Source organism: Vibrio rumoiensis 1S-45 (assembly GCF_000286955.2).
GTDB classification, from domain to species: domain Bacteria; phylum Pseudomonadota; class Gammaproteobacteria; order Enterobacterales; family Vibrionaceae; genus Vibrio; species Vibrio rumoiensis_A.
In genome coordinates, this window is sequence record NZ_AJYK02000115.1 from 1 (window position 1) to 18,069 (window position 18,069).

Sequence of the window (18,069 nt, forward strand, 5' to 3'; positions counted from 1 at the left end):
CAGTGAGGGCGCATTATAGGGAGTTAAATTTCATTGGCAATAGAAAACTTCAAAAAAACTTAAAAAAACCACTCGTTCGAACACTTATCGACCAAGTGTTTATTTTTACAACTTTTCACACCTATAACTAACATTTTATCCACAGAGTTATTAAAAATGAATGATATCTCTCAGTTTTAATCTCTACCACTTTTTAAATTACCATCTCTATTAATTAGTTTTAGAATGATTATTTGAGTGCATGACAATCAAATAATAGTGCAACTATAAAAAAGGGAGCCACATAAGGCTCCCTTTAACGTACTTGCAACAACTAACTATGATTGATTAGCAACTATCTGATCATCCTTTACGGTTAAATGAACCGTTTGGCCAGGAATCAATTCCCCCGACAAAATCGAGCGCGCTAATGGATTCTCCACCATCTGCTGAATTGCTCGTTTCAAAGGTCTCGCACCATATACAGGATCAAAGCCAACTTGAGCGACTAATTCCAACGCATCATCACCAACATCAAGAATATATTCTTTTTCAGCCATACGCTGACTTAAGCGTTCTAATTGAATAGAGGCTATCGATTTTATTTGCTCTTGCCCTAATGGATGGAATACGACGCTTTCATCTACACGATTTAAGAACTCAGGTCTAAAGTGCTGACTAACAATTTCCATCACTTCTGCTTTCATCGAGTCATAAGTCGAGGTCGCGGCCTTTTCTTGGATTCGATCCGATCCTAAGTTCGATGTCATTATCACAACAGTATTTTTAAAATCTACCGTACGACCTTGTCCATCCGTTAAGCGGCCATCATCTAGCACTTGAAGTAAAATATTAAATACATCAGGATGCGCCTTTTCAACCTCATCCAATAAAATCACTGAATAAGGTTTACGGCGAACCGCTTCTGTTAAGTAACCCCCCTCCTCATAACCAACATAACCAGGAGGTGCGCCAACCAAACGTGAAACCGAATGCTTTTCCATAAATTCAGACATATCAATCCGAACCATGGCATCTGCACTATCAAACATAAAGCTTGCCAACGTTTTACATAGCTCAGTTTTACCCACCCCTGTAGGCCCTAAAAATAAGAATGAACCAATCGGTTTATTCGGATCAGATAATCCAGCTCTGCTACGACGAATAGCATTGGAAACCACTTCTACCGCTTCTTTTTGTCCAATAACACGTTCATGCAATACTGTTTCCATAGAAAGCAACTTAGCTTTTTCTGCTTCTAACATTTTAGAGACAGGGATACCGGTTTGTTTAGAGAGTACTTCAGCAATTTCCGCATCAGTTACGCGATTTTTCAAAAGCGTCATCTCTATCGTCTCGGCTTGTGATGCTATCTCTAATTGTTTTTCAAGTTCTGGAATTTTACCGTATTGCAATTCAGACATACGTTGCAAGTCACCCGCACGGCGAGCCACATCCATATCTAAACGCGCTTGTTCTAATTCGGTTTTAATATGTTGTGTACCGGAAAGTGCTGCTTTTTCCGTTTTCCACACTTCTTCGAGTTCAGAATATTCACGCTCTTTTTCTGTTAACTCTTGGTTTAAGATTTCCAACCGCTTAGTACTTGCCGCATCACTTTCATTGAGCAGTGCTTGTTGCTCTATTTTTAATTGAATAATACGGCGATCTAACTTATCCAAAGATTCTGGTTTTGAATCCATTTGAATTCGAATACTCGATGCTGCTTCATCAATTAAATCGATCGCTTTATCTGGCAATTGTCTATCTGAGACATAACGATGAGATAATGTGGCCGCAGCAACAATCGCAGGGTCAGTAATTTCAACATGATGATGAAGTTCATAACGCTCTTTTAAACCACGTAAAATAGCAATGGTGTCTTCAACGCTAGGCTCATCCACCAGCACTTTTTGGAAACGACGTTCTAATGCTGGATCTTTTTCAACATATTGCCGATATTCATCTAGCGTGGTTGCGCCGACACAATGCAACTCACCACGCGCTAACGCAGGTTTAAGCATGTTACCGGCATCCATTGAACCTTCGCCTTTACCAGCACCAACCATGGTATGTAGTTCATCAATAAATAAAATAATATTGCCATCTTCTTGGGCAAGTTCGTTAAGCACCGCTTTTAATCGCTCTTCAAACTCTCCACGATATTTAGCACCAGCAATCAACGCGCCCATATCTAAAGATAAAACCCGCCGTCCACGTAAACCTTCTGGTACTTCATTATTGATGATACGTAATGCTAAACCTTCAACAATCGCCGTTTTACCAACACCGGGTTGACCAATCAACACAGGGTTATTTTTGGTTCGGCGTTGCAGTACTTGAATCGTGCGACGAATTTCATCATCACGGCCAATCACAGGATCGAGTTTGCCTTGCTCAGCACGTTCCGTTAAATCAATGGTGTATTTTTCTAATGCTTGACGTTTTTCTTCTGCATTAGGATCATCAACATTTTGACCACCACGAATTTCATCAATGGCTTTAGCCACTTTATCTTTAGTTAAACCCAAGTCTTTAAATAACTTGCCTAACGCGCCACGATCTTCAACTGCCGCTAATAAAAAAATCTCGGATGATATGTAAGCATCTTTTCGTTGTTGGGCAAATTGGTCGCAGAGGTTTAATAAATTACCAAGGGTTTTCGATAATTGTACGTCACCGCCAGTGCCTGTCACTTTCGGCAATTTATCTAATTCTTGGCTTAATTTTGATCGCAGCTGGGTACCATCAACACCGAGCATAGTGAAAATAGGTCGAATCGTGCTGCCATCTTGATTCAATAATGCCTGCATCAAATGCACAGGCTCGATGAATTGATGATCTCGGCCTAACGCAAGTGATTGTGCATCAGAAATAGCAAGCTGGAATTTACTGGTGAATTTGTCAAAACGCATAATAAGCCTCCACTTTCAATAAAGACACTTCAGAAAAAAGTGCCTCAAAAGAAACGTTATTTATGGCTTATAGATGGATGCTAAGGAGAGAGTTTTCAAGAGCAGGAGATTAATAGAACGAATATCATTCCATCCAAATAAAAGTTGCTTGTCGACCTGTCACACCATCACGGCGATAAGAGTAAAAGTCATCCGGTTCAGAAAAAGTACATCGCTGACTATCAAAAACCTGCTCTACACCAGCAAGATTTAATCTCTGTGTAGCAAGCAAAGACATATTCGCCAACCACTTCTTCGGGCTATCTTTTGCTGCTCTTTTCGGGTGATGTCGGATAAAAGCGTCACGAGCATGGGAATCAAAATGAGTAAATACTTCAAAGACATCACTACCTACTTCAAAAGCATTTGAACCAATAGCCGGTCCAATCCAAGCCATAACTTGACTAGGTTTTGTGAATTGTTGCACCGCATTTTCTAAAATACCATCAGCAAGCCCACGCCAACCGGCATGCACTGCCGCAACTTGCGTGCCATCAGTATTGGTTAGCAATACCGGCAAACAATCTGCAGTCATCACCGTACATACGATTTTTTTATGAGTCGTAATGGCACCATCGCCATCTAACGCTTGATGAGTCAGTTTATTAAGTTCAATCACCGAATTCGAATGCGTTTGATTCAACCAAACTGGTGAGGTTGGCATTGCTGCACCAGCCACCACCAAATTACGGTTTGTCTGTACAAGAACTTCATCATCTCCCACATGCATACCCAGATTTAACCCTTGATACACACCTTGCGATACACCCTCCCAACGAGTTGAGCTAAATGCTTTCACATTTTTAGGTGCAGGCCAATTAGGAGAAATAAACTTCATTGCAACTTATTCCTCTTCTTTATTGTCTTTCGCATCTTGACGCAGAGCTTCAGCCATCACGATCATATCGTCAGGGACAGGGGCATGGAATGACATTTCCTCACCAGTTCCTGGATGTTTAAACTTCAACATCACCGCATGAAGTGCTTGACGATCAAAGTTACGGATCATTTCCGTTAGCTCTTGAGATGCGCCTTTAGGAATACGGGCACGACCACCATAAGCAATATCCCCTAACAAAGGATGTTGAATATAAGCCATGTGAACACGAATTTGGTGAGTACGACCTGTCTCTAAACGTAAACGAATACGAGTATGAACTCGGAAATGCTCAGCCACACGATAATGAGTAATCGCAGGCTTACCTAATTCATTCACCGCCATTAAAGTACGTTTGGTTGAATGGCGACCAATTGGCTTTTCTACCATCCCACCCGCAGTCATGTTACCAATGATAATGGCTTCATATTCACGAGTTATATTACGCTTTTGAAGCGCACGAACTAAACGGGTTTGTGCTTGAACCGTTTTCGCCACCACCATTAAGCCTGTCGTATCTTTATCCAAACGATGAACAATACCAGCTCGAGGTACTTCAGCGATCGAAGGGTAATGATGCAACAATGCATTCAAAACCGTACCATCAGGTGTACCTGCGCCAGGGTGAACGACAAGATCGCGAGGTTTATTAATCACGATGATGTGATCATCTTCATGAACAATATCAAGAGGAATATCTTGAGCTTCCCAACGTTGTTCATCTTCTAACTCGGCTTGAACGGTAACTTCTTCACCGCCCATCACTCGAGTGCGAGCTTTAGTTACTACCTCACCATTAACTTGAACCTTGCCGTCAAGCAACCATTCTTTAAGGCGAGAACGAGAAAATTCTGAAAATAATTCAGCAATCGCTTGATCTAAGCGCTGCCCTAATTGAGAATCTTTTACTGTATCGGTGCGTATTATCTGCTGGGCCATATCGAACTTTTTAAAAAACCATGAGACTAATATCCAATAATATGGATAAAATAGGTCTATTCACCGTTATTGGTAAAATAGTGTTATTCACCATTGTATCTGTTAAGTTGTAAGAAGTAACGGACGCGACAATATTTAATTCAAGGAATTTTATCCTCACAATGAAACGCCAATACCTTTTGGGTCTAATTACCCTACTTTTATTAGCTGGCTGTGCCGACAATAAAGACGCAGTTCCGGACATGCCACCGTCGGATCTCTATACTCAAGCACAGCAACAGTTACAATCTGGCGATTGGGCTGACGCAATAAAAAAACTTGAAGCTCTAGATTCGCGCTATCCTTTTGGCCCTTATTCAGATCAAGTACAACTCGATCTCATTTTTGCCTACTACAAAAATGGCGATTACCCATTAACTTTAGCTACTATTTCTCGTTTTACCCGTTTAAATCCAACTCATGAGCGTTCAGATTGGATATTATACATGCGTGGTTTAACTCATATGGCTCAAGATTCAAACTTTATGCACACGCTTTTTGGGATTGATCGTTCAGACCGAGATCCTGAACCGGTTAAATCCGCCTTTAGTGATTTTAAACGCTTACTTGAACGCTACCCAACAAGCCAATACGCTGCCGACTCTCGCATTCGTTTATTAGCATTAAAAAACCGCTTAGCAGAATATGACTTAGCCTCTGCTGATTTTTATCTGCGCCGTAAAGCTTGGATTGCAGCAATTAACCGTAGCCAAGAAATCCAAAAAACGTATCCGGATACGAAGGCTGCACATGAGTCATTAGAAATTCAACTTAAAGCTTATAAAGCCTTAAATTTAGAAGATGGCATTCAACAAACGCAAACTCTCATCGATTTAAACAACAAAAAATAAATGTTTATTGAAGAGCTATCAGAGCAGCGAGCAATCGCTGCTTTTTTTATGCGTTGCTCTAACCAAAACACGAACAACACCAAAAGCAGGATAAATTAGATAACAGAGGAGAATGATGAAAAAACACACAGAATAAATTTCAATTAAAACAAGCCCCTAAAAACATAAATCTTTAGTAGCCATTCAATCTAATCTACTCATTTCTCACAGAAGAACAAGCCTTTTACTTGTATAAAATCATTAACTTTTGTTTATGATCACATTTACGTATCTATATAGCCATATAACTGATAAAGATGATCTTAATCACATTTATTTCGATTTAAAACGGTAATCTGAAAGCAACTAATCAAGGTCGCAAGAGGAAAGAATCTATGACTATAAATGTAACTGGTAAAAATATCGAAGTGACCTCTTCTATCCGTGAATACATTGAGGCTAAATTCAAAAAGCTTGAAAAATGGCAAATTGAACTCATACACTGCCAAGCAACCATTAGCACTGAACCGGGTAATCAACAAAAAATTGAAGCAACGATTACGGTACCAAAGGGCCAACTTGTTGCATCCGCTTCACATGAAGATCTGTATAAAGCCATCAATGAAGCCGAACATAAATTGGAACGCCAACTAAACAAACTCAGCCACAAGCCAGAAGCCAAACGAGCTAAAGCTGAAAAAATTGAAGTTGAAGAAGAGGCCGAAGTCGAATAATCCGCTCTCTGAAATAACAGTAAACCTTTATAGCGCTCAATTGGGCGCTATTTTTTTGCTTGACGCTTTATCCTTGCTTGCTTATGGTGTTATCTCTTTACAGGAAAATAAATATTATGCATTCATTCAAACTGTTCTTTTTTGGCTTCTTTTTTCCATCCTAACTGGTGGGGCTAGATGTCGTTTTAAAAATAAGCCAAAAACGGACAGAAAGCCTCCCACTCTGGGGGGCTTTTTTATAGGGATAAGTTATGACTCAACACCAATATTCACTTGAAGAAATTAGGCTTAGACTTAATGAGCTTGATGACCAGTTACTTAGCATTATTTCTGAGCGCCGCGCACTCAGCATTGAAGTGGCCAAGAGCAAGGTTGAAACCTCTAAACCAGTTCGAGATGCAAAGCGTGAACAAGAGTTATTGGTAAAATTGATAAATAACGGTAAAGAAAAATACCAACTTGACGCCACCTACATCACCAAGCTTTTTCACACCATTATTGAAGACTCTGTCTTACTACAACAATCATACCTACAAGACCTTGCTAACCCGCAGCAAAGTAGAAAGCCGTTAGCCAGAGTAGCCTTTCTCGGTGCCAAAGGATCTTATTCGCACTTAGCAAGCCGTGAGTACTTCAGCCGTAAAAATACCGAACTCATTGAACTCAATTGCAGTCATTTTAAAGAAGTGGCTTCAACCGTAGAATCTGGCCACGCCGATTTTGGTGTACTACCCATTGAAAATACCAGTTCAGGCTCCATCAACGAAGTTTACGACTTATTACAACATACGACGTTGTATATTGTGGGTGAGTTAACCCTTCCCATTGAACATTGCTTGCTTGCACCACAAGAGATGCGCTTGGAAGACATCAAAACCCTTTATTCTCACCCACAACCTCATCAACAATGCAGTGAGTTTTTAAGCCGATTAAATGGGGTGACTTTAGAATCTTGTGCAAGTACTGCTGATGCCATGCAAAAAGTCAAAGACATGAAGCAAACGGATGTTGCAGCAATTGGTAACTCGTCCAGTGGTAAATTGTATGGTCTACAGATCATTAAAGAGAACATTGCTAACCAAACGGAAAACCATACTCGTTTTATTGTAGTGGCGCGTAAACCGGTTGAAGTCTCAACTCAGATCCCAGCAAAAACGACTGTTATCATGTCGACATCACAAGAAACTGGATCTTTAGTACAAACTTTACTTGTACTGCAACGCTACGGCATCAACATGACCAAGCTTGAGTCTCGCCCAATCATGGGTAACCCTTGGGAAGAAATGTTCTATGTGGATTTAAAAGCCCATTTAGAATCACAAGAAATGCAACAAGCAATAGTGGAACTCACAAAAATCACACGCCACCTCAAAGTGCTAGGTTGCTATCCAATTGAAAACATTAAGCCAACACAAGTAAAACTGGAGTCGTAAGGTGTCTAATTCGTCTTTACAAAAGGTCGTTGTGGCTTCGCTTAATCCTGCAAAAATTCAAGCAGTTGAAAGCGCGTTTAAAGCTTCATTCCCAGCAACAACCTTCACCTTTGAAGGCGTATCGGTTGCTAGTGAGGTTCCCGATCAACCAATGAATGATCAGGAAACAAAACTTGGTGCTTTAAATCGAGTGAGAAATGCCAAAGTTAAGATCAATGATGGCGATTATTATGTGGGCTTAGAGGCTGGGATTGAAGGTGATTTCACATATGCATGGATGATCATCGAAGATAACCATAAACAAATAAAGCGTGGAGAGTCTCGCTCAGCTTGCCTAATGCTTCCCCCTTCCGTCTTAGAAAAAGTACGCCAGGGTAAAGAGCTTGGGTATGTTATGGATGAAGTGTTCTCTACCGAGAATATTAAACAAAAAGGTGGCGCGATAGGTTTACTAACACACCACCAATTGACTCGAAGTTCGGTTTACCACCAAGCGTTAGTGCTGGCTTTAATTCCGTTTTTAAATCCAGAGCACTTTTAGATTCAGCCTTTCTTATAACTCTCGTTATTACTCTTTATCTACAGCAGCTTGCAACATACGTTGAAGTTGCTGTTTTTTATCTTGCTCAAGCTTTTTAAGCTCAGTCGAACCTCGAGTGATCGTCGCAACACCTACCCCTAACATTTGGCTGATCTGGCGTTGAGAGTGCTCCCCTTTCATAAGTTCATGCAAAATATTCATTCTAGCAAGCAGCGCCTCACGCTCATCGAAAGTCAGCAACATCGACAACAAAAAGTCCAATTGTTCCTGCTGGCAAGATTGTTCTAATAAAGATAACACATCTTGCCATCGTTCAAATTCCGGAGTGCCTTTAGGCTCAGTAGCGTTCGTCATGAATTTAATACTTTTCCTTTAGTTCGTCTGGAGTTAAGAATACTCCATCTTGACCAAGTAGATTGCGATAATAAGTTTCAAACATCAAAATATTCTGCACATAGCCACGCGTTTCATTAAACGGGATCGCTTCAATAAAAGAATAAGCATCAATTGTTTGATTCGTTCGTGCTCGCCACGTCTTCACTCGATGTGGACCTGCATTATAAGCGGCAAATGCGAAGATTCGGTTATGGTTAAAATCGTCGAGTAAACCGCCTAAATATGAACTACCAATTTCAATATTCTTTTGAACATCATAGAGCTCATTAACGTTTTCATATTCTAACTTATAGACATCGGCCGTGTGTTTAGCCGTTGCAGGCATAATTTGCATAATACCACGAGCCCCAACAGGAGATCGCGCTTCAACATCTAATGCGCTTTCTTGTCGAGCCAACGACATTAACGTAATTAATGGAACCCCATTTTTCTTTGAGTAGAAGTCAAACCACCAGCGGTGAGCAATTGGAAAACGCATGCTGGTGTAGTCCCACATTTTCGCCTCAATAGTCGCAACCACAGCAAAATTGTGCCAACGTTTTTGAGTGGCATACTCAGCTAAAGCCTTCTTTTCATTTTCAGTACTGTGCCATAGCAACCAACGCCATTCACTTTTTGCAGCACTAATTTTATCAACCGCAATCATTTCCTGAACGCGATTAAGGGCATCTTGCTTTGAGGAGAGATCCGCTGTTTTTTCAGTTAACACCTTGCTTTCATAACGAATTGGCTCACCAAGTAAATTGGCCGCCGCTACACTATAAAAATCACGCTGCCCTAAAATTTTAGTTAAACGCTGTTTCGCTTGTTTGTCTTTTCCTTGCGATAATTCAACTCGGCCTTTCCAATATTGCCAACGAGTTGTATTTCTATCACTTTCAGGAAGTTTATCTATCCAATGATCAAGCGATTTCCAATCTGCATTTTGAATCGCCAAGCGAGCGCGACGCTCTAAACGTGACGTTTCACCGTATTGATTGAGAGCATTATCACGCCACTTAGCCAGATCATCGTTACTCGTATTCATTAACCAAGCACTTGCCAAGTTAGCGAGAGAGGCTTGATCTTTTTGTGGTAGCTTTTGAGCTTTCACAACTTGATCAAAAACATCCACGGCTTGTTGGGTATTTGTTCGAATCAACCGACTTAGTGCTAGCTCCGTTAATTCTTGGCTAAAAGGGGTCACCTTAGCCCTTTGGCTATACTCTAAAACACCATTTGGCTTTGAATATAAACTTTGTAAGTCTTGTGATTGTTGTTTAGCTAAGTCACTTTTTAGAAAATCATCTAAATAGCTAAACATATTTGAATTAGACGATTTGAAGGTGAGTAACATGCGCTCTAAAACTATATCATCATCTCTTAACCCAGCTTTTGCCCACTCTGAAAATAAATTATCACATGCGGATGAAACATTGCTGCCTGTAAGCCAAAGTTTCTTAGCACCTTTATAAGCTAAGTCTTTTTGGCCTTGTGTCCATTGTGAATAATAATAATAACACTGATAAGTTTGCCCTTTCGGCTCTTGTGTTTGGTATTCTGACATCAATTTCCATTGTTTGGTTTTCGCTAAAGCACTTAAATAATTAGCACTGAGGCGGCTGGAAAATGGAACGGTTTTGTACTTAGCCTCAAAATCATTCACTTCTTGTGGCGTACGATGTTCAATGTCCGAAATAAACGCGCGGTAATCCACATAAGGCGTTAATGGATAGCTCGCAATTTGAGGCCGAATCAATTGATAATCATCCACTTTATCGTCATCCAACAAGTCTTGAGCTTGCTGGTAAATTTGACGCTGTTTTTCCAAAGGGGATAAATCAACAGGAGTAGCGTCACTTGCTTTTGCTTCCTTGACTTGAGTCTCAGCCACTGGCTGTGCGACAACAGACCCATAAGAAAAGAGATAGGTTGCTGATGCAAGACAAGAAAATATCGTCTTTTTTAAATGCGGCATGAATATGGGTTTTCCCTAAAAATGTCTCATAAAACAATATGAAACCAATGAAAGATAGCAGATTGATAATAACCTTGTTTTCACTCACCTAGTGTGAATCTTCTGTTAGAAAGAGTAAACTATCCTTTTCAATTATGCTAAAGAATAGGATCTGAGCGGCTATGGCTGAATACGTCTATACCATGTCTCGTGTGAGCAAAATCGTGCCACCGAAACGTCAAATATTGAAAGATATCTCACTAAGTTTTTTTCCTGGTGCCAAAATTGGTGTTCTTGGTCTAAATGGCTCAGGTAAATCAACACTTTTACGCATTATGGCCGGTTTGGATACCGATATTGATGGCGAAGCTCGTCCTCAACCGGGTTTGAATGTGGGCTACCTGCCTCAAGAGCCTGTGCTCGACGAATCCAAGACTGTTCGTGAAATTGTAGAAGAAGCCGTTGCCGATGTCGCGGATGCATTAAAACGAATTGATGCAGTTTACGCAGCTTATGCTGAACCGGATGCTGATTTTGATGCACTAGCCAAAGAACAAGGTGAATTAGAAGCCTTAATCCAGGCAAAAGATGGTCACAACCTTGAAAACGCATTAGAGCGTGCCGCTGATGCCCTTCGCCTGCCAGAATGGGATGCGAAAATTGAATTTTTATCTGGTGGTGAACGTCGTCGTGTTGCGATCTGTCGTTTATTGCTTGAAAAACCAGACATGCTATTACTCGATGAACCAACCAACCACTTAGATGCGGAATCTGTCGCATGGCTTGAGCACTTCCTTGTCGATTATAGCGGTACCGTCGTCGCCATTACCCATGACCGTTACTTCTTAGATAACGCTGCGGGTTGGATTCTAGAGCTAGACCGTGGTGAAGGTATTCCATGGGAAGGTAACTACACTTCATGGTTAGAGCAAAAAGATGCTCGCTTAGAGCAAGAAGCTTCAACCGAAAGTGCGCGTAAGAAAACCATCGAGAAAGAATTGGAATGGGTTCGTCAAAATCCAAAAGGCCGTCAAGCGAAATCAAAAGCTCGTATGGCACGCTTTGAAGAATTGAACAAGACCGATCACCAAAAACGTAATGAAACTAACGAACTGTTCATCCCACCGGGTGAGCGCCTTGGTGACAAAGTGTTAGAAGTCAAGAATCTAACGAAATCTTTTGGTAATCGCGTTCTGATTGATGATCTCTCATTCAGCATGCCAAAAGGAGCCATCGTCGGTATCGTGGGTGCCAACGGAGCGGGTAAATCGACCCTATTTAAAATGCTCAGTGGTGCTGAACAGCCTGATTCAGGTACTGTTGAGCTTGGCGAAACCGTCAAACTGGCTTCTGTCGATCAGTTCCGCGATAGCATGAACGACAATAACACCGTATTCCAAGAAATCTCGGAAGGTGCGGATATCATCAAGATTAACAGCTTTGAAATTCCCGCACGTGCTTACTGCTCTCGCTTCAATTTCCGTGGCGTCGATCAGCAAAAACGCATTGGTGAACTTTCTGGTGGTGAACGTAACCGTGTCCATCTTGCTAAACTGCTGAAGGCGGGCGGTAACGTATTACTACTCGATGAACCGACCAATGACCTTGATGTTGAAACACTACGAGCACTAGAAGAAGCGTTATTAGAGTTCCCAGGTTGCGCTATGGTTATCTCGCATGACCGTTGGTTCTTAGATCGCATCGCTACACATATTCTCGATTACCGAGATGAAGGCCAAGTAAACTTCTTCGAAGGTAACTACACTGAGTATTCAGATTGGTTAAAACAAACGCTTGGCGCGGCAGCAACTGAACCTCACCGCATTAAATATAAGCGTGTGACTAAGTAAGTAAACAAGTTAGCCATTTAAATAAAAATCAAAGCCATTGCCCTTTTTCTCAGCAATGGCTTTTTTAGCTTTTCCTCTCATCAAGCACGAAATGAGAACAGCGCTGTAATTTTCTTTTGCAAAATCAACCTTCACTTTTCGCACGTTATAAATTGCTGTAGACCATTAAGCACCCTTTATTTTTGTTCTCGCTTTATGACTAATTTAGATCCCACAATGCCGAACATACCATCTTCACACCCCGTTGCTAAAAGCAATCAATCAGGTGAAAATAACAATGTGAATAAAAGTATTTGGCCTATCATGATCTTTAAGATCATAGCAGGAAAAATACGAACAAAAAAAGGTCTCTTGATTGCCTTTATCACGTTATTATCTTTAGGTTACATCGTTTATCACATGCCATTAAGAGATAATATTCAAGCGTCAAAACAGCAAGATCTCAATCAACAACTAGATAAATATCAACGTCTTTATCAAGAACAATTAAGTATCAATCAAACGCTTAAAACGACTCTAGAATCTACAAATAAATTAACGTATCAAGATATCCATAAGAGAGATGAGACAGACAGTGATACTGGCGAGCAAGATTTCATGGAAAGTGAATCATTTGATGGTTTAGACACTCCAGATGAAACCACAGCATCAGGTTCACGCTTCGAGCAAGCACTCAAAACGTTTGAGGATAACGAGTCGATCCGCTTTCCATTACCTCCCGCTTTAAAAGCGTCATTATTCCAAATGATCCCTAACGATACTCCTGTTAACTACAAAAGAGTCTCATCACCTTATGGAAACCGCCTTCACCCCATCAGCGGCAAGTGGAAGCGTCATTTAGGCATGGATCTTACTTGCCCTCTTGGTACCCCAGTATTTGCAACTGCAGACGGCGTGATAGAAATGACACGTGCCAGTAATCAAGGCTACGGTAACTTATTAAAAATCCGCCATTCCTTTGGATTTTCCACGCTATATGCGCATTTAAATCAATTTTCAGTAAAACCAGGGCAGTTTGTTGAAAAAGGAGATCGCGTTGGTTTTTGTGGTAGCAGCGGCAATTCAACTGGTTCACATCTACATTATGAAGTTCGATTTATTGGCAAAACGCTCAACCCAAAAGATTTTATGACATGGAAGCCCGAAGAAACGGCTCAATTATTCAGCCAACAAAAGCAAGTGCCTTGGAATAGCCTGATCGAGCAACTAAATCGCACGGTAAACCTACAAGTGCTACTCGCCATGAGCAGTAAAATGAACCATAAAAACTCGATAGATACAAAACCGGTCAAGCAAGCGAAAAAAAGAAGTGAAGGCCTACAAGATTTTGGATTAAATGAAGATGGTTGGACAACAGTAGCCGAATAGCGGTAATAAAAAAGCCTCCTATCATCATGATAAGAGGCCAATACTTTTCAATGAATTACATCAGGGCGACTTACTTCCCGCGATGAATCGCATCATTGGCTTGTTTCAATAGATTCTGACTTTCACGCATAAATTGCTGAGAGTAGTCACCATACCATTCTGAAACGGTATTAAATTGATCCACAAAAGCTTGCTTGTCTTGGTTATCCAAAATTTGAATGGCTTCACCAAAGCGTTGATGGAAACGTTTGATCATATCAATATTGCGTTGAGACGACATAATGATATCACCATATAATTCAGGATCTTGAGCAAATAAGCGACCAACCATTGCTAATTCTAAACGGTAAATTGGTGAGCTTAATTGCACTAAAGTATCGAGATTTGGATTTTCTTTTGATAAATGAGAGCCGTAAGCAAAAGAAGTAAAATGACGTAATGCTTGAATAAGCGTCATGCCATTGTCGTGCTCTTCTGCATCAATAGCACAAATACTCGCACCCCAAATTTCAAATTGTTTAAGTAACCATTGGTAAGTTTCTGGCATACGCCCATCACTGCAAATAATCACTTGCTTTGCCATGCTTGGAATGTCTGGGCCAAACATAGGATGCAAACCAACCACGGGTCCTGAGTGCGCTTCGAGCATCGCTGCTAAAGGCTCTGCTTTAATCGAGGTTAAATCACATAAAATGCAATCATCCGGCAATTTCGGCAACTTCTTAATGACCGAGTCGGTTAAATGGATTGGAACACTCACCACCACCATTCCGGCATCTTGCACGATCTCTTCAGCGTTATCCCAATCTTTGCTGCCCAAGACTTTCACTTGGTAGCCAGAAAGCTCAAACATACGCTTAAATAGTCCGCCTAATTGCCCATTACCACCAACAATAACCACCGAACCTAACTCTGGATTTAAGCATTTAAAACCAGAATCTTTTTCGCTGGCATACGATTCACGCATAGTGCGTCGTAAAATATCTTCAATTAATTGAGGTGGAACACCACGCTTTTCAGCTTCAGCGCGACGTGAAGCCAACATCGCAGCTTCACGATCTGGGGCGTAAATCGGTAAACCATGTTTACTTTTCACTTCACCGACTTTCTCAACCAAAGACAATCGCTGAGCCAAAAGCTCAACGATTTGTTTGTCTACGGCGTCGATTTGATCTCTTAATTCATTCAGTTCAACAGCCATTTATTCCTATCCTAAATTGATGCTATGCGCCCTACTCTACCCTTTAAGGCGATTTTCTAAAAATGGTACCAATTCTTGATGCGCATGGCGTAGTAATGTTTCCGTTGAATCCCAATTAATGCACGCATCTGTGATGGATACACCATACTTCATTTCAGAAAAGGGAATATCTGATCCTTGATTGCCTTCATTGATGTGACTTTCAATCATTAAACCAATGATGGATTGATTCCCTTCACGAATTTGATGGATTACATCTTCTGCCACTAATGGCTGACGACGATAATCTTTACGTGAGTTAGCGTGGCTACAATCAACCATCAATGCGGCATCTAAGCCATGCTTCGCCATTTCTTGTTCACATTCATTCACCGACACTGAATCGTAATTGGTTTGCTTGCCGCCACGTAAAATAACGTGACCATTAGCATTACCTTGAGTCGTTAATAAAGCCACTTGACCATCACTATCAATCCCCATAAAACGGTGGCTCGATGAGGCGGCTTGCATCGCATTAATCGCCGTCGATAAGCTGCCATCGGTACCATTTTTAAAGCCGACAGGTACAGATAAACCACTGGCCATTTCACGGTGAGTTTGCGACTCCGTAGTACGAGCGCCAATAGCCGCCCAGCTGAACGTATCGCCTAAGTATTGCGGGCTAATTGGGTCTAGCGCTTCTGTCGCTAATGGGATTTCCATTTCAGCTAAATCAACCAACAGTTGACGTGCAATATGCAAACCATGTTCAATATCGAAAGAGTTATCTAAATGTGGGTCGTTAATAAGGCCTTTCCAACCGACTGTGGTACGCGGTTTTTCAAAGTAAACACGCATCACAAGGTAAATTTGGTCATCCAATTGTGCGGATAATGCTTTAAGACGTTTTGCGTATTCTTTTGCAGCATCAATATCGTGAATAGAACATGGACCACACACGATCAAAAGACGATGATCTTTCTTATGTATAATGTTTGAGATCGTTTGACGAGACTCTTGAATGAAGTGACGAGCATTGTCACTTAATGGGATCTTTTGTTTTAGTTCATTCGGGGTGATAATGACTTGCTCATCGCTGATGTTGATGTTGCTTAATTCACTCTTATGCATAACGGATACCTGTAAACTTTTTAATACGAAAATTATCTGAGTCAACTCTCAGCGCTTTATGTTTCCAAAGTAACAGTATTTATTATCTTTTCAAGTAGATTACCAACACAAGAATAAAGTAAATTATAATTTACACCTGTATCATTTTATTTACAAAAATACTTTTATACTCATATCCTCTAATAAAAACGGTATTATGGATTTAATTCTCTCGTTACTACAGCAAATGTGTGTGTATTTAGTCTTGGCTTACATGTTAAGTAAGACACCAATATTCCTGCCTTTATTGAATATCTCTTCTCGCTTATCGCATAAATTCAGCTGTTATGTGTTGTTTTCATTATTTTGCATTATGGGGACTTACTTTGGCTTGAACTTTAATGACGCCATCGCCAATACTCGAGCTATTGGAGCGGTCATGGGGGGATTGTTTGGTGGGCCAATTGTTGGTTTTGCCGTTGGTTTAACTGGTGGCATGCATCGTTATAGTTTAGGCGGCTTTACCGATGTGGCTTGCGCTATCTCGACCACAGCCGAAGGGCTTATTGGCGGTTTGCTGCACTTATACTTAGTCAAAAAAGATAAATCGGATCTTCTTTTTAACCCTATCGTCGTGCTGGCTATCACCTTTATCGCAGAAGTAAGCCAAATGCTGATCATTATCTCGGTTGCCAAACCTTTTGATCAAGCTTACGCCTTAGTGGCTGAAATCGCGGCACCCATGATCATTGCAAACTGTATTGGCGCCGCGTTGTTCGTCAGTATCCTTCAAGATAGAAAAACCATTTATGAAAAGTATTCCGCTACCTTTTCTCGGCGAGCTCTTACCATTGCAGAACGCAGTGTAGGTATTTGGAATTCTGGTTTTAATACCGAGAATGCCGATAAAATCGTACGTATTATTTATGAAGAAACCAATGTAGGTGCCGTAGCGATAACGGATAAAGAAAAGATCTTAGCATTTATAGGTACCGGTGACAGCCACCATCAACCCAACACACCAATTTCTTCAGAGTGCACCCTTCAAGCCATGGAAGAGAACCGGGTCATTTATCTAGATGGGAGAGACTCGCCTTACCAATGCTCGATATCCGATACTTGTAAATTGGGCTCAGTTTTAGTTATTCCCCTACGAACCGGAAAAGAAGTGGTTGGCACGATTAAATTATATGAGCCAAAACGAAAGCTGCTTTCTAATATTAACCGCTCGATGGGAGAAGGCATCGCGCAACTCCTTTCTAGTCAAATTCTTTATGGTGATTTTCAGCAACAACAAACGCTATTAACTCAGTCTGAAATTAAACTTCTGCACGCCCAAGTCAATCCTCACTTTTTGTTTAATGCTTTAAATACTATTAGTGCGGTGATCCGCCGCGATCCCGATAAAGCACGTGAACTTATTCAACATCTTTCCCACTTTTTCAGAAGTAACTTAAAACAAAACATTGAAACGGTCAGCTTTAAAGATGAACTTGCCCACGTCAATGCTTACCTCACCATAGAGAAAGCCCGTTTTACCGATAGGCTTGACGTTGAAATCAAAATTGATGATGAGTTACTGGATAAATTAATTCCCAGCTTTACCCTGCAACCTTTGGTTGAAAATGCGATTAAACATGGCGTCGGGAATCTATTAGAAGGTGGTAAAGTCAGTATTTACAGCCAACAAAATTCATTAGGTTATCGGATTACCGTCGAGGATAATGCTGGCAGTTTCACCGCGCCTCAACAAGATCATGAAGGTTTAGGTATGGTGATTGTAACTAAGCGCCTAACCAACTACTTTGGCGATATGGCAGAACTACAAACCCATTGTCATCATGGTCAATTTACTCGTATGAGTTTTTTGATCCCAAATGATAAGATCGGTAAATAAAAATAG

General features: G+C 40.9%; 15 protein-coding genes and 1 other annotated feature. Of the genes, 7 read left to right on the forward strand and 8 right to left on the reverse strand.

Annotation, left to right across the window (positions count from 1 at the left end; genetic code table 11):
* Nucleotides 1–317: 317 nt before the first annotated feature.
* The 3 genes from clpB to rluD all read right to left on the reverse strand — a co-directional run bounded on the left by clpB (nucleotide 318) and on the right by rluD (nucleotide 4,749).
* A complete protein-coding gene (clpB, locus tag A1QC_RS14865) occupies nucleotides 318–2,894 on the reverse strand; it encodes an ATP-dependent chaperone ClpB (RefSeq protein ID WP_017023711.1) in 2,577 nt (858 codons plus the stop codon).
* Between the two features lie 124 nt (nucleotides 2,895–3,018).
* Nucleotides 3,019–3,771 carry a peptidoglycan editing factor PgeF gene (gene pgeF, locus A1QC_RS14870; RefSeq protein WP_017023712.1) on the reverse strand — a complete coding sequence of 251 codons (753 nt, stop codon included), beginning with the start codon at nucleotides 3,769–3,771 and terminating at the stop codon, nucleotides 3,019–3,021.
* Between the two features lie 6 nt (nucleotides 3,772–3,777).
* A complete protein-coding gene (gene rluD, locus A1QC_RS14875) occupies nucleotides 3,778–4,749 on the reverse strand; it encodes a 23S rRNA pseudouridine(1911/1915/1917) synthase RluD (RefSeq protein ID WP_017023713.1) in 972 nt (323 codons plus the stop codon).
* A 161-nt stretch (nucleotides 4,750–4,910) separates the two neighbouring features.
* Between rluD and bamD the strand changes: the two genes are divergently transcribed.
* From bamD to yjjX, 4 genes are all read left to right on the forward strand, one after another.
* Entirely contained in the window at nucleotides 4,911–5,639 is a 729-nt protein-coding gene (gene bamD / locus A1QC_RS14880; RefSeq protein ID WP_017023714.1) for an outer membrane protein assembly factor BamD, read from the forward strand.
* A gap of 374 nt (nucleotides 5,640–6,013) precedes the next feature.
* Complete coding sequence (gene hpf / locus A1QC_RS14885) at nucleotides 6,014–6,352, forward strand: ribosome hibernation-promoting factor, HPF/YfiA family (RefSeq protein WP_017023715.1); 339 nt, start codon at nucleotides 6,014–6,016, stop codon at nucleotides 6,350–6,352.
* A gap of 119 nt (nucleotides 6,353–6,471) precedes the next feature.
* Nucleotides 6,472–6,593, forward strand: a sequence feature (Phe leader region).
* Between the two features lie 10 nt (nucleotides 6,594–6,603).
* Nucleotides 6,604–7,785, forward strand: coding sequence for a prephenate dehydratase (gene pheA, locus A1QC_RS14890; protein ID WP_017023716.1), 1,182 nt, complete (start codon nucleotides 6,604–6,606; stop codon nucleotides 7,783–7,785).
* Nucleotide 7,786: 1 nt separating this feature from the next.
* Nucleotides 7,787–8,326: an inosine/xanthosine triphosphatase gene (gene yjjX / locus A1QC_RS14895; RefSeq protein WP_017023717.1), complete on the forward strand. Its 540-nt coding sequence runs from the start codon at nucleotides 7,787–7,789 to the stop codon at nucleotides 8,324–8,326.
* 27 nt (nucleotides 8,327–8,353) lie between these two features.
* On the opposite strand, the gene trpR is transcribed toward yjjX, so the two are convergent.
* Both trpR and A1QC_RS14905 read right to left on the reverse strand, forming a co-directional pair.
* Nucleotides 8,354–8,680 (reverse strand): trp operon repressor, encoded by a 327-nt coding sequence (trpR, locus tag A1QC_RS14900; RefSeq protein ID WP_017023718.1) that lies wholly within the window; start codon nucleotides 8,678–8,680, stop codon nucleotides 8,354–8,356.
* 4 nt (nucleotides 8,681–8,684) lie between these two features.
* Complete coding sequence (locus A1QC_RS14905) at nucleotides 8,685–10,679, reverse strand: transglycosylase SLT domain-containing protein (protein ID WP_017023719.1); 1,995 nt, start codon at nucleotides 10,677–10,679, stop codon at nucleotides 8,685–8,687.
* A 161-nt stretch (nucleotides 10,680–10,840) separates the two neighbouring features.
* On the opposite strand from A1QC_RS14905, the gene ettA reads away from it, so the two are divergent.
* Nucleotides 10,841–12,508 (forward strand): energy-dependent translational throttle protein EttA, encoded by a 1,668-nt coding sequence (gene ettA / locus A1QC_RS14910; protein ID WP_017023720.1) that lies wholly within the window; start codon nucleotides 10,841–10,843, stop codon nucleotides 12,506–12,508.
* Between the two features lie 9 nt (nucleotides 12,509–12,517).
* On the opposite strand, the gene A1QC_RS15775 is transcribed toward ettA, so the two are convergent.
* Nucleotides 12,518–12,643 (reverse strand): hypothetical protein, encoded by a 126-nt coding sequence (locus A1QC_RS15775; RefSeq protein ID WP_277815824.1) that lies wholly within the window; start codon nucleotides 12,641–12,643, stop codon nucleotides 12,518–12,520.
* A gap of 81 nt (nucleotides 12,644–12,724) precedes the next feature.
* Here A1QC_RS15775 and A1QC_RS14915 point away from each other — a divergent pair, with 81 nt between their 5' ends.
* Complete coding sequence (locus A1QC_RS14915) at nucleotides 12,725–13,876, forward strand: M23 family metallopeptidase (RefSeq protein ID WP_017023722.1); 1,152 nt, start codon at nucleotides 12,725–12,727, stop codon at nucleotides 13,874–13,876.
* A 70-nt stretch (nucleotides 13,877–13,946) separates the two neighbouring features.
* Here A1QC_RS14915 and tyrA read toward each other — a convergent pair whose 3' ends face one another.
* Nucleotides 13,947–15,077: a bifunctional chorismate mutase/prephenate dehydrogenase gene (tyrA, locus tag A1QC_RS14920; RefSeq protein WP_017023723.1), complete on the reverse strand. Its 1,131-nt coding sequence runs from the start codon at nucleotides 15,075–15,077 to the stop codon at nucleotides 13,947–13,949.
* A gap of 36 nt (nucleotides 15,078–15,113) precedes the next feature.
* Nucleotides 15,114–16,187 (reverse strand): 3-deoxy-7-phosphoheptulonate synthase, encoded by a 1,074-nt coding sequence (locus A1QC_RS14925; protein ID WP_017023724.1) that lies wholly within the window; start codon nucleotides 16,185–16,187, stop codon nucleotides 15,114–15,116.
* Between the two features lie 196 nt (nucleotides 16,188–16,383).
* On the opposite strand from A1QC_RS14925, the gene A1QC_RS14930 reads away from it, so the two are divergent.
* Complete coding sequence (locus A1QC_RS14930) at nucleotides 16,384–18,063, forward strand: sensor histidine kinase (protein WP_026025648.1); 1,680 nt, start codon at nucleotides 16,384–16,386, stop codon at nucleotides 18,061–18,063.
* The last annotated feature ends 6 nt before the right edge of the window (nucleotides 18,064–18,069 follow it).